10 protein-coding genes are annotated in these 12639 nt (G+C 67.5%); all 10 read right to left on the bottom strand.

Features of this window, described 5'->3' with window-relative positions; translation table 11 throughout:
• Positions 1-31: 31 nt before the first annotated feature.
• Positions 32-1354, bottom strand: a complete 1323-nt coding sequence (locus AAFP35_RS05390; protein ID WP_419220779.1) for an ammonium transporter — start codon at positions 1352-1354, stop codon at positions 32-34.
• A gap of 213 nt (positions 1355-1567) precedes the next feature.
• Positions 1568-2203 (bottom strand): TetR family transcriptional regulator, encoded by a 636-nt coding sequence (locus tag AAFP35_RS05385; RefSeq protein ID WP_419220532.1) that lies wholly within the window; start codon positions 2201-2203, stop codon positions 1568-1570.
• Positions 2200-3000 carry an enoyl-CoA hydratase family protein gene (locus AAFP35_RS05380; RefSeq protein WP_419220531.1) on the bottom strand — a complete coding sequence of 267 codons (801 nt, stop codon included), beginning with the start codon at positions 2998-3000 and terminating at the stop codon, positions 2200-2202. The genes AAFP35_RS05385 and AAFP35_RS05380 overlap by 4 nt, the downstream gene beginning before the upstream one ends.
• Before the next feature lie 12 nt (positions 3001-3012).
• On the bottom strand, positions 3013-4197 hold the full coding sequence (locus AAFP35_RS05375; protein ID WP_419220530.1) for an acyl-CoA dehydrogenase family protein: 1185 nt from the start codon (positions 4195-4197) through the stop codon (positions 3013-3015).
• A complete protein-coding gene (locus AAFP35_RS05370; protein ID WP_419220529.1) occupies positions 4194-6224 on the bottom strand; it encodes an acetyl/propionyl/methylcrotonyl-CoA carboxylase subunit alpha in 2031 nt (676 codons plus the stop codon). Before AAFP35_RS05370 ends, AAFP35_RS05375 begins: the two co-directional genes overlap by 4 nt.
• Before the next feature lie 7 nt (positions 6225-6231).
• Positions 6232-7830 (bottom strand): acyl-CoA carboxylase subunit beta, encoded by a 1599-nt coding sequence (locus AAFP35_RS05365; protein WP_419220528.1) that lies wholly within the window; start codon positions 7828-7830, stop codon positions 6232-6234.
• Positions 7827-8987 carry an acyl-CoA dehydrogenase family protein gene (locus AAFP35_RS05360; RefSeq protein WP_419220527.1) on the bottom strand — a complete coding sequence of 387 codons (1161 nt, stop codon included), beginning with the start codon at positions 8985-8987 and terminating at the stop codon, positions 7827-7829. The genes AAFP35_RS05365 and AAFP35_RS05360 overlap by 4 nt, the downstream gene beginning before the upstream one ends.
• 2 nt (positions 8988-8989) lie before the next feature.
• On the bottom strand, positions 8990-10717 hold the full coding sequence (locus AAFP35_RS05355) for an acyclic terpene utilization AtuA family protein (protein ID WP_419220778.1): 1728 nt from the start codon (positions 10715-10717) through the stop codon (positions 8990-8992).
• A gap of 2 nt (positions 10718-10719) precedes the next feature.
• Entirely contained in the window at positions 10720-11520 is an 801-nt protein-coding gene (locus AAFP35_RS05350; protein WP_419220526.1) for a TIGR03084 family metal-binding protein, read from the bottom strand.
• Positions 11521-11646: 126 nt separating this feature from the next.
• On the bottom strand, positions 11647-12579 hold the full coding sequence (locus AAFP35_RS05345) for a hotdog fold thioesterase (protein WP_419220777.1): 933 nt from the start codon (positions 12577-12579) through the stop codon (positions 11647-11649).
• Between the last annotated feature and the right edge of the window lie 60 nt (positions 12580-12639).

Below are 12639 nucleotides of genomic sequence, written 5' to 3'. Positions count from 1 at the left end.
TGTGCCAGTCCGGCATCAGGCCAGGAGTGGTTCAGTGACGCGGTCCGACGTCCACCCGACCGCCACGCGGCGTGTGGAAATCGTACGCCGACTCCGCATGCTGACCGTCGTCGATACCGTCCATCTCATGCTGGCGATGGGCACGCAGACCGAGCGTGTACTTGAGTGCGACACCGATGATCGCGGTGACGACCAGCGCGTAACCGAGGACGGCCGACACCGCGACGGCCTGCCGCCACAGCTGGTCGAATCCGCCACCGTAGAACAGGCCGTCGACACCCGCGGGCGCCGACGAACTCGCCACCAGACCGATCATCAGCATGCCGACGACGCCACTGACGAAATGCACACCGACCACGTCGAGCGAATCGTCGTATCCCCAACGGAACTTCAGCTCGATCGCATACGACGCCACCGCGCCGGCCACCGCGCCGATGGCCAGCGCACCGATCGGGGTCACCGACGAACACGACGGGGTGATGGCGACCAGGCCGGCGACCACTCCGGAGGCGGCGCCGAACGAGGTCGGCCGACCGTGGCGGATACGTTCGACGACCAACCACGCCACCATGGACATCGCCCCGGCACCGACGGTGTTGGCCACGACGAGTGCAGCGGCGCCGTTGGCCGCCAGCGTCGAACCCGCGTTGAAACCGAACCACCCGAACCACAGCAGTCCCGCGCCGAGCATCACGAACGGCAGATTGTGCGGTCGCATCGGATCCCTGGGCCATCCCGTGCGTCTGCCCAGCAGCAGTGCGATCACGAGTGCAGATGCGCCCGAGTTGATCTCGACTGCGGTGCCACCGGCGAAATCGATGGCGTGCAGGTGCGCCACGATCCATCCGCCGTGCTCCGCGGTGAGACCCGGTGTGCTGAACACCCAGTGCGCCACCGGGACATAGACCAACAGCGACCAGAGCGCGGCGAACACCAGCCAGGACGTGAAATGCATACGGTCGGCGACAGCTCCGGCGATCAGCGCGACGGTCACCATCGCGAAACCCGCCTCGAACGCCACGAACAGCAGGGCCGGGATGGTGCCGACAAGAGGCATGGAGGCGGAGTCGGAGCCGCCGGCACCGAAGTACCCGAAGAGGTTCTTCAACCCGGCGAACGTGGCGGGATCGCCGATCACACCGCCGTGGTCGGGCCCGAAGGCCAACGAATAGCCCACCACCACCCAGATGATCCAGATGATCGGCACCGCCGACAGACACATCATCATCATGTTGAGCACGCTCTTCGAGCGCACCATGCCGCCGTAGAACAGGCCCAGGGCCGGGGTCATCAACAGCACCAGCGCGAACGCCGCCAGCATCCATGCGGTGTCGGCTCCGTCGGGGGTACCCATCGTCGGGAACGAGATCACGCGATCACACTACGGTCCCCGCGGGGCGGTGCGGAAGGCGATCGAGCCTCGAATTCTCCACCGGCACTTGGCCGTCCGATTTGCCGGATTACGCTCCGCCGGGACCTGGCGCACCGGACAGCAATCGACACCGGCCGGATCGGGCGGCCAGTCCTGGGACCGGGATCGACACCAACCCGCCGTTGGGGCCGGAATCTAGTTCGGCGCGCCGTCGTTCGAGGCGTCCAGCGCTGCCGACACCAGCAACGTCCAGGTCGCGACGACCTGCTCACGACGCCGCGAGTCGTCGGACAGGGTGTCGGCGAGCCCGAGTCCCCGCGCGAGGTCGAGGGTGACCTGCGCAATGCTGCGCGCCTGTGGATTGGTGCCCTCGGGATCGAGCGCCGACACCGTCATCCGGTGCGCCGCATGAGCGAACTTGCCCTCCAACGGCAGGATCATCTCCCGCAGGGCGGGATCCGAGGCTGCGGCGGCCCAGACCTGCAACGCCGCCTTGAACTCGGTGCCGGTGTAGATCGCCACGGCGCGGGCGACGCCCGCTGCCACGCGATCGCCGTCCGGCACCGACTCCGGCGCGGCCGAGGCGCTCGCCGTCATGTCGTCGAAGATCAGCTCGAGTGCCGCGGTGATGAGGGCTTCACGCGTCGGGAAGTGGTGTTGGGCAGCACCTCTCGACACCCCGGCCCGTTCGGCGACCGCGGCGACCGTCGCCGCGGCCCACCCGTCCTGGGCGAGCGCGTCGACGGTGGCGCGCAGCAGCCTCTCTCGTGTCAGCCGCGATCGTTCCTGCTGTGGTTCACGCTGACTCGACGCGCGGGTCCCGGTGGTCATGATTCACCGGACTCCGAGAGGTCCCAGTGGGGCCTGCGCTTGGTCAGGAACGCCGTCATACCCTCGCGGGCTTCCTCGGAGGCGAACAGTTCCGCCGACTCGTCTGCCCGTTGCCGGGCGTGGCGGGTGAACTCGGCGAGAACACCGGCGGTGGCCAGGGATTTCGAGGCGGCCAGTCCCTGAGGCGACGCCCGCCGCAGCCCGGCGAGCACGGTTGCCAGTCCGGCGTCGAGGTCGTCGCCCGAGGCGAATGCCTCACTGACCAGACCGATCCGGACCGCGGTGGCAGGGTCGAACGTCTCGCCGGTGAGGAAATAGCGCCCCGTCGCCCGCGCGGTCAGCTTGGGCAGCAACACCAGTGAGATCACCGACGGAGCCAGCCCGAGCCGCGATTCGGTGAGTGCGAAGGTGCACCCGGGGCCGGCGAGGACGATGTCGGCAGCTCCGAGCAGACCGAACCCGCCGGCGCGGACGTGACCGTCGACCTTCGCGATCACTGGCTTCGGCAGCTCCAGGATCGACTCGATCAGGTCGAGCATGGCGCCGGTGCCCACCGAAGACGCCTCCTCGACGGACGCTCCCCCGGCCAGTGCCTCGCTCAGATCCGCTCCGGCGCAGAAGGTTCCACCGGTGTGGGTGAGGACCACCGCGCGCACCTCCGAGTTCGCCTCCGCAGCGCGCAACCCCCGTAGGAGTTGATCGACGAGGGTCGCCCCCAGCGCGTTGCGGTTCGCAGGCGAATCGAGGGTGAGGGTGCAGATCCCGGCATCGAGTTCCGAGTGGACGACTTCGGTCATCGTGTCTCCCGCTCAGTACGATTTGGGCAGACCCAGGCTGGTCTGCGCCACGAAGTTCAGGATCATCTCACGACTGACCGGTGCGATTCGCGCGATCCGAGCCAGACTCAGCATCGGCGCCAAGCCGTATTCCGAGGTCAGCCCGTTGCCGCCCATGGAGTGCACGGCCTGATCGACGAGTTTCACGCAGGCCTCCGCCGCCGCGTACTTGGCCATGTTCGCCGGCTCCGCCGCGCCCCAGTCGTCCCCGGCGTCGTACATCGTGGCGGCCTTCTGCATCATCAGCTTGGCCATCTCCAACTGGACCTTGCCCTCGGCCAACGGATGCGCGATCGCCTGGTGAGCGCCGATCGGCGTCTTCCAGACGGTGCGATCGTTCACATACGCCACCGCCTTCTGCAGGGCGAAGCGTCCCATGCCCACTGCAGATGCCGCACCCATGATGCGTTCCGGGTTGAGCCCGGCGAACAGTTGGCTCAGCGCCGCGTCCTCGGAGCCGACGAGCGCGTCGGCGGGCAGCCGGACATCGTCGTAGAACAACCCGAACTGCTTTTCCGGGTTCTGCAATTCCATGTCGATCATGGTCGCCTCGAAACCGGCCACATCGGTCGGCACGATGAACAACGCGGGATTGAGCTTGCCGGTCTTGTTGTCCTCGGTGCGCGCCACCACCAGAACGGCCTGCGCCTGGTCCACACCGGAGATGAACACCTTGCGGCCGTTGAGAATCCAGTCGGACCCGTCTCGTCGCGCGGTGGTGGTGATGTGATGCGAGTTGGAACCGGCGTCGGGTTCGGTGATGCCGAACGCCATGGTGACCGAACCGTCGGCGAGACCTGGCAACCAGCGCCGTCGCTGCTCGTCGGTACCGAAGCGGGCGATGACGTTACCGCAGATGGCAGGCGACACGACGAGCATCAGCAGCCCGGTGCCCGCCGCCGCGATCTCCTCCATCACGATCGACAGCTCGTACATCCCGGCGCCACCACCGCCGTACTCCTCCGGGAGGTTCACCCCGATGAATCCGAGCTTGCCTGCCTCGGTCCACATCTCGTCGGTCTTGCGGCCCTCCTGGGCACAGGCACGGAAGTACTCCTGCCCGTACTTGGCGGCAAACGCCGCCACCGATGCGCGCAATGCGGCCCGCTCCGGGGTCTCGACGAACGGGTTCACCTGGGCATCGTCGACGACGCTCATCCGATCTTCTCCTTTTGTTCGATGGTGTTCGAGTGGTGGGACGCACCGTCGCCGTCGTCGGCATCGATGACCGCCAGCACCTCGCCGACGGAGAGTTGTTGTCCCGGTTGCACGGACAGGCTCGCGACGACACCGTCGACGGGTGCGGCGACGGTGTGCTCCATCTTCATGGCCTCCAGCCACAGCAACGGTTGCCCCGCGGTGACACGTTCACCCTCGGTGACCGCCACACGGATCACCGCGCCGGGCATCGGCGCGAGCAGCGACCCCGGCCGCGCCACCGCGCTGGGATCGATGAAGCGCGGCTCGCGTCGCAGATGCACGGACGTGCCGGCGCCGTCGACGAAGATCTCGTCTCCGTATCGGCAGACCCTCAGGGTCGTGCGGACACCCGCGGCATCGAGCACGATGCGATCTGCCGAGACGTCGGCGACGCCGACCTGTTCGTCATCGGGAAGCTCGACGCCCTCGCGTGCGTGTCGATAGCGCACCTCGATCGTGTCGTCGGAGCGTGGGTTGCGATAGCGCCGAACCTGGGATCCGGACCGGAGATTGCGCCAGCCTGCGGGGACTGCGGCCTGCACCCGTGCACTGCGCCGGGCGTGGGCCGCATCGGCGAGCGCGGCCGCGATCGCGGCGATCCGGACATCGGAGGTGTCGGCGAGCGGCGCCGCGAGTACGTCGAGTCCCACCTGGTCGATGAATCCGGTGTCGGTGTCGCCCGCGAGGAACGTGGCGTCACGCAGGGTGTTGACCAGCATGTCGCGGTTGGTCACCGGACCGTGAACGCGTGCATCGGCCAGTGCCCGCGACAGCATCGCTGCGGCGCGCCGCCGATCGGGGGCCCAGCTGATCACCTTGGCCAGCATCGGATCGTAGAAGGTGGATATCTCACTGCCGCAATCGATACCGGAGTCCACTCGGATGCCGGCGCGGTCGAGCAGACCGAACCGTACGTCGGAGCCGAGTTCGATGGCGTGCATCACCCCCGACTGGGGTTGCCAGACCGACGCCGGGTCCTCGGCGTAGAGGCGCGCCTCGATCGCGTGCCCTGATGTCGACGGCGGCGTCGGGTCGAGATGATCCCCCATGGCCACCCGCAGCTGCCAGGCGACGAGATCGACCCCGGTCGTCAGCTCGGTGACCGGATGCTCCACCTGCAGACGGGTGTTGGTCTCCAGGAAGTAGAAACGCCCGGATTCGTCGGCGAGGAACTCGACGGTGCCCGCACCGGTATAGCCGATGGCCACGCCTGCCGCACGCGCTGCCGCGAACAGGCGTTCGCGCAGGTCTCCCCCGATGCGGTCCACCAGGGGCGACGGCGCCTCCTCGATCACCTTCTGATGGCGCCGCTGGATCGAGCATTCGCGTTCGGCCACCGACCAGATCGCGCCGTGCATGTCGGCCATGATCTGGACCTCGATGTGATGCCCACGTTCCACGTAGGGTTCGCAGAAGACCGTCGGATCTCCGAAGGCCGACTCGGCCTCCCGAGCAGCAGCCGCCACCGCGTCCGCGAGCTCGTCGAGTGAACGAACGATACGCATACCCCGGCCGCCGCCCCCGGCGGACGCCTTGATGAGCAACGGCAGGTCGTCGATCGTCACCGCTGCCGGGTCGATGTCGCCGAGCACGGGCACACCCGCGTCGGCCATCAACTTCTTCGCGTTGACCTTGGAACCCATCGCGGTGATCGCCTGCGGCGGCGGACCGATCCAGACCAGCCCCGCATCGATCACGGCCTGCGCGAATTCGGCGTTCTCCGAGAGGAACCCGTAACCGGGGTGAACGGCATCGGCACCGGCCGCATGTGCTGCCTCGATGATGAGATCGCCCCGCAGGTAGGTCTGCGCCGACGTCGAGCCGGGCAGCCGGACCGCGGTGTCGGCGTCGCGAACGTGTGGCGCATGTTCGTCGGGGTCGGAGAACACCGCGACGGTGCGCAGACCCATGGCTCGCGCGGTGGTGAACACGCGGGAGGCGATCTCACCGCGATTGGCGACCAGGACCGAATCGATTGTTGTCATCACTGCCTCACATCCGGAAGACGCCGAAGTTGGTCGTACCCTCGACCGGGGCACTGTGGATGGCCGACAGGCACAGCCCCAGAACCGTTCTGGTGTCCCTCGGGTCGATGACACCGTCGTCGTAGAGCATTCCGGACAGAAACGCGGGCACCGACTCCGCCTCGATCTGGGCCTCGATCATCTGTTTCATCGCGGCGTCCGCGGACTCGTCGACGGTGCCGCCACGCGCCTCGGTGGCCGCGCGCGACACGATCGAGATCACCCCGGCGAGCTGTGCGGCGCCCATGACCGCGGACTTCGCGCTCGGCCACGCGAAGAGGAACCGCGGATCGTAGGCGCGACCGCACATCCCGTAGTGACCCGCGCCGTAGCTGGCACCCATGAGGATGGAGATGTGCGGCACCGTCGAATTGGACACCGCGTTGATCATCATCGCACCGTGCTTGATGATGCCGTTCTGCTCGTACTCCCTACCGACCATGTAGCCGGTGGTGTTGTGCAGGAACAGCAATGGCGTGTCGCTGCGATTGGCGAGCTGGATGAACTGCGCGGCCTTCTGCGACTCCTGGCTGAACAACACGCCCTGCGCATTGGCGAGGATGCCGATGGGATGGCCGTGTATGCGAGCCCACCCGGTGCACAGTGAGCTGCCGTATTCGGGTTTGAACTCGTCGAAGTCGCTGTCGTCGACGATGCGGGCGATCACGTCACGTGGGTTGAACGGGATCTTCAGGTCCGCCGGCACGATACCGAGCAGTTCCTCCGGATCGAACCGCGGTTCGCAGACGTCGGCGACCGGACCGGGTCCGTGCTTGCGCCAGTTGAGTCGGGCGACGATACGTCGTCCGATCCGGACGGCGTCCTGTTCGTCGGCGGCGTAGTAGTCGGCCAGTCCGGACTCTCGCGCATGCATCTGTGCACCACCGAGCGATTCGTCGTCGCTGTCCTCACCGGTCGCCATCTTGACCAGCGGCGGTCCGCCGAGGAACACCTTGGACTGGTTCTCGATCATCACGACGTGATCGCTCATGCCGGGCACGTAGGCACCGCCCGCGGTGGAGTTGCCGAACACCAGCGCGATGGTCGGAATCCCTGCCGCCGACAGCCGGGTCAGGTCACGGAACATCCGTCCACCGGGGACGAACACCTCTTTCTGGGTCGGCAGATCAGCACCACCGGATTCCACCAATGACAACACCGGGAGCCGGTTGGCGAGGGCGATGTCGTTGCATCGCAGGATCTTCCGCAACGTCCACGGGTTGGAGGTGCCACCCTTCACGGTCGGGTCGTTGGCGACGATCATGCATTCGACACCCTCGACGACCCCGATTCCGGTGACCACCGAGGCGCCGACCTGGAAGTCCGAACCGTAGGCCGCGAGCGGACAGAGTTCCAGGAACGCGGAATCCTCGTCGACGAGCAGTTCGATACGTTCGCGAGCGGTCATCTTGCCGCGTGCGCGGTGTCGGGCCACATACTTCTCGCCCCCGCCCGCCAGTGCCTTGTCGAACTCGATCTGCAGGTCGGCGAGCTTGCCCACCATCGCATCGCGGGCGGCGCGGAAATCCTCGCCCGCCGGATCCAGGGTGGAACGGATCGTCGTCATCGCTGATACCCCAGTCGTTTCGCGGCCAGGCCGGCCAGGATCTCGGTGGTGCCGCCGCCGATGCCGATGATGCGCATGTCGCGATACTGGCGCTCCACCTCGGTGCCGGTCATGTAGCCGAGGCCGCCGAAGAGCTGAACCGCCTTGTCGGCCACCCATTCCCCGGTCTCGACCGCGGTGTTCTTGGCGAAGCAGACCTCGGCGATCAGGTCGTCGTCCGAGGTGACCTTGCGTTCCACCACCGCTCGCGTATAGGTGCGTGCGATGTCGATACGACGAGCCATCTCGGTGAGCGCGTCCTGCACGTTCTGTCGCGCGATGAGGGGTTTGCCGAAGGTCTCACGGTCGCGCACCCAGGCCAGGGTCAAGTCCAGACAGCGTTGCGCACTGGCATATGCCTGCACCGCCAGACCCGAACGCTCGGTGACGAACGCGGTGGCGATCTGCGCGAAACCGGAGTTCTCCGGTCCGACGAGGTTGGCCACCGGCACCCGGGCGTCGACGAAGGAGAGTTCGGCGGTGTCCGAACTACGCCATCCCATCTTGTCGAGTTTGCGCGTGACGGTGAAACCCGGTGTGCCCTTCTCCACCACCAGAAGTGACACCCCGCCCGCACCCGGACCACCGGTACGGACCGCGGTGACCACGAAGTCGGCGCGCACCGCCGAGGTGATGTAGGTCTTCGACCCGTTGACCACGTAGTGCTCGCCGTCGCGGGTCGCGGTGGTCCGCAGATGACCGACATCGCTACCGCCACCGGGTTCGGTGATCGCGAGGCTACCGATCTTCTCGCCCGCCAGCGTCGGTCGGACCCACCGATCGATCTGCTCGGGGTCACCGGCGGCGATCAGGTGCGGCAACGCGATGCCGTGGGTGAACAACGAGGCGAACACGCCACCCGCGGCACCCGCGTAGTGGAACTCTTCGGCGAGGATCGTGGTGTCCACCAGATCTCCTCCCGAACCACCCGTGTCCTCGCCGACACCGAGACCGAAGAGCCCCAATTTTGCGGCCTCGGAATGCAACTCCCGGGGGATCAGCCCCTCGCGCTCCCAGTCGTCCTGATACGGCAGCACGTGGCGTTCGACGAAACCCTTGATCGTCGAACGCAATTCACGGCGTTCCGGGGTGTCCCACACGGGGCTGGTGATCGGCACTGCTACTCCTGTCGACTCGGGTGTGCGTCGCCGAGATAGGCGACGGGAACGGGGACGGGACGTGACCGCAGCCATTCCCCCATCCCCTTGGCCTGCGGATCGAATCGCACGTTCTCGGCGACCCCTCGCCCGAGCACCTCCTCGATCACGAAGTTGATCGCGTTCAGGTTCGGCAATCGGTACCGGCGGATCGGCAGTTCGGCCACCTCGGGAAGCAGCAGCCGGAGCAGGTCGACATCCAGCGTGGCGTCTAGCCAGGCGAAATGGTCGGGATCAGGCACCCAGACACCGATGTTCGCGCTGCCACCCTTGTCGCCGCTTCGCGCTCCCGCGATCAGTCCCAGGGGAACCGAGGTCGTCGGGCCCCAGTCGGTCGACCCCGCGGCAGGCTCGTCGACCGGATCGTCGGGGACGTCGGTCCGCAGCGGACTCGGTGCAACCCGTTCGACGACCCCGGTGTGCAACGCGGCGCGATGATCGACGGCTGCGGCATCGACGTAGCCGGGTTCGAACACCCCGTAGGGCGTACCGTTCCCGGGCGGCGCGGTCATCGTGAACCCCGGAAAACTCGCCAGCGCCAACTCGACCGCGGTCGCGGAGAAGACGCGCCCGACCTTCTTCGCATCCGGATCGCGCACCACACACCGCAACAATGCGCTGGCCTGTTCCTCGGTCTGCGCATCCGGGCGGTCCAGGCGCGACAACTCCCAGTCGATCTCCGCGGGAGCCGTCGGCAGGGCGGCCAGGAACTGCTCGCGGAACAGGTCCGCCTTGGCTTCGATGTCGAGGCCGGTGAGGATCACGGTGATCTCATTGCGCACGCCGGCAAGATGATTGAGCGAGACCTTCATCGTCGACGGCGGCGCCTCTCCCCGAACGCCGTGGACGGCAACCCGGTCGTCGCCGACCTGCGCGAGCTCGACGGTGTCGAGTCGGGTGGTCACGTCCGGCCCCAGGTAGCGCGGCCCGCCCACCTCGTAGAGCAGCTGCGCGGTCACGGTTCCCACGGTCACCGCGCCACCGGTTCCGGGATGCTTGGTGATGACCGACGACCCGTCGGCGGCGAGTTCGGCAATGGGAAATCCCAGGTGACCCATGTTGCCGAGATCGGTGAAGAACGAGTAGTTGCCACCGGTTGCCTGCGCGCCGCATTCGATGATGTGTCCGGCCACCACGGCGCCCGCCAGCTGGTCGAGATCGTCGTGGGACCAATCGAATTCACTCGCCGCCGGACCGACGGTGAGGGAGGCGTCGGTGACCCGCCCGGTGACCACGATGTCGGCACCGGCATCGAGTGCGGTCTTGATTCCGAACGCACCGAGATACGCGTTCGCGGTCAGGGGCTCGCCCAGACCCAGTTCGGCCGCCCGGCCGACGAGGTCGTCGCCGTCGACGAAGGCGACCTCGGCGTCCACGCCGAGGTGGTCGGCGAGTTCACGCAGCGCTACGGCGAGCCCGTGCGGGTTGAGGCCGCCGGCGTTGGTGACAACTCGGACCCCTTTGTCGACGGCGAGCCCGAGACAGGTCTCCATCTGTCGCAGAAAGGTCTTCGCGTACCCCGTCTTCGGGTCCTTGATGCGGTCACGACCGAGGATCAGCATGGTCAGCTCGGCCAGGTAGTCACCGGTGAGATAGTCGAGGTCACCGCCCTCGAGCATCTCTCGCACCGCCGAGAACCGATCCCCGTAGAATCCGGACGCGTTGCCGATACGGATCACCTTGTCCACCATGGTCACCGCACCTCCTGTCCGGTCGACGGCGCACGTCCGGCACCCGGCGGTCCGGCGAATGCCTGCGCGATTCCCGACCACTGTCGGGCCTGGTCACCGATGATCTCGAGGTCGAGATCGGCGAGGGCGCGACGCTGGGTGACCAATTGACAGAAGTCGACGGCGGGTCCGCGGACGACGTCGGCCGCATCGTCGGGGCCCCACGTCCAGACGTCACCCGACGGTGCGGTGATCTCGTAACGGAAGGCCGCGGCAGGTGGCGTGAGTCCGTTCACGATATATGCGAAATCCCTTGTGCGAACACCGATGTGCACCACTGCGCGGATGCGGTCGGTCGGTTCGGGATGCACGTCGAGCGCGTCGGCGACGTCGAGTCCGTGCGCCCACGTCTCCATCAGCCGGGCGGTCGCCATCGACGCCGCCGACATCGGCGGACCGAACCACGGGATCTTCTCCCCGTCCGGGACCGCACGCAATGCGTCGGCCAGCGCGGCGCGGCCCCGCCTCCAGTCGGCGAGAATCTGCGCAGGCGAGCAAGCCGCACCGGCCGCAGCGGCGTCGTCGACGAACCCGGTCGCGTTCTCGAGAGCCGCGGACGCGAGGGCACCGAAGGCGTCGGGGTCGGTGGCCGCGAGCGCTGCCACCTCGTCGGTCCAGGCGAGGTGCGCGATCTGGTGCGCGATCGTCCAGCCCGGCGCAGGAGTCGGCCGAGACCATGCCTCGTCGTCCAGCGTCGAGACCAGATCATCGAGTTCGGCGGATTGAGCGGTCAGGTCGGCAACGACCCCGTCCACGATCGACATGCGATCAGCGTCACACACGACCCTGAAAAAATCAATCACGCACGATTGTTTTTGCGTCGGCCCGCTCCGACGTCGGCCGTGCGTACGGCGGAGCCGCCGCAGCGATCGGCCGGAGACCGTCGGCGATCAGCGGTAGTGCGTGTCGGCCTCGGCTCGGCACAACAACACTCCGTCGTCGGCGCGCATGGCGGCCTCGAAGGATGCGATGCGTCGGCCGACCTTGACCGGTACGACCTCCACGACGACGTCGCCGCCGTCCACGGCAGGCGACCGCAGGAAGGCAGCCGCGAGGTCGGCGAGCTGATAGTCGCGCCCGGCTGATGCGTTGGCCTGCCCGGCGAACGAACACGCCTGCGCCACGATCGCACCGATGACACCACCGTGCATGGTGCCGAACACATTTCCCATCCAGCGTTCGGTCGTGACGACGAATCGCACGCCGGTCCCGTTGTCGTGGTCCACCACCTCGACCCGACCGTTGAGGAGTTCGGTGAGCGGTCCCGCCGACCGCGCTCCCGCCGCGATCTGCTCGACGATCTCGCGACCCGTCAGATGGGACTCGATGGCCGGCGGCAGTGCGACGGCCTGGGCCCCCGGCCCACCCGGAGCCGAGCCCTCTCCCCCGATGTCGGCCGGATTCACGTCGAAGCTGCGACCCACGGCCACGTTGCGCGCGGTGCCCGAGCAGCACAGTCGCCCGGCGGAGGTGACGATGTCGACACGGGTCGTACCGAACCCGTCGTCGTGCATCAGCAGCTCGGCGGTGCCGGTCACCCGGTCGCCGACGGACACCTGCCCCTGCGTCGCGATCGACAACCGAGCCTGGACGCACGGGGACCCGGTCGGCCCCGAACGGAAGAACGGCAGGCCACCGAGATGATCGAAGAGCACCGCGAGGGCCGGCAGATCGATCCGGCCGCGGTGGTCGGCGAATCGTGGCCCGAGCTGCTGGTCGGCCGCGACCACACCGGGCGCGACAAGGGTGACGTTGCCGATGCCGAAGGCACCGACCGGGTCATCGGGGGCACCGGCGTCGGGCCGGCCTGTGTCGACAACCATGTCCTGCATCTCCTGCTCACTCACCGACAACTCGCTCACGGGTCCCAATCAAGCACCCCG

Origin of the sequence: Gordonia sp. CPCC 206044, assembly GCF_048537895.1 — a bacterium.
Classification (GTDB): Bacteria; Actinomycetota; Actinomycetes; order Mycobacteriales; family Mycobacteriaceae; genus Gordonia.
The sequence above is the reverse complement of the archived record's forward strand: the minus strand, read 5'-3'. Positions and strand labels throughout refer to the sequence as shown.

Excerpts from the sequence above, each read along its gene's own strand:
- AAFP35_RS05390 (WP_419220779.1), bottom strand. The coding sequence starts at position 1,354 with ATGGGTACCCCCGACGGAGCCGACACCGCATGGATGCTGGCGGCGTTC.
- AAFP35_RS05385 (WP_419220532.1), bottom strand. The coding sequence starts at position 2,203 with ATGACCACCGGGACCCGCGCGTCGAGTCAGCGTGAACCACAGCAGGAA.
- AAFP35_RS05380 (WP_419220531.1), bottom strand. The coding sequence starts at position 3,000 with ATGACCGAAGTCGTCCACTCGGAACTCGATGCCGGGATCTGCACCCTC.
- AAFP35_RS05375 (WP_419220530.1), bottom strand. The coding sequence starts at position 4,197 with ATGAGCGTCGTCGACGATGCCCAGGTGAACCCGTTCGTCGAGACCCCG.
- AAFP35_RS05370 (WP_419220529.1), bottom strand. The coding sequence starts at position 6,224 with ATGACAACAATCGATTCGGTCCTGGTCGCCAATCGCGGTGAGATCGCC.
- AAFP35_RS05365 (WP_419220528.1), bottom strand. The coding sequence starts at position 7,830 with ATGACGACGATCCGTTCCACCCTGGATCCGGCGGGCGAGGATTTCCGC.
- AAFP35_RS05355 (WP_419220778.1), bottom strand. The coding sequence starts at position 10,717 with ATGGTGGACAAGGTGATCCGTATCGGCAACGCGTCCGGATTCTACGGG.
- AAFP35_RS05350 (WP_419220526.1), bottom strand. The coding sequence starts at position 11,520 with ATGTCGATCGTGGACGGGGTCGTTGCCGACCTGACCGCTCAATCCGCC.
- AAFP35_RS05345 (WP_419220777.1), bottom strand. The coding sequence starts at position 12,579 with ATGGTTGTCGACACAGGCCGGCCCGACGCCGGTGCCCCCGATGACCCG.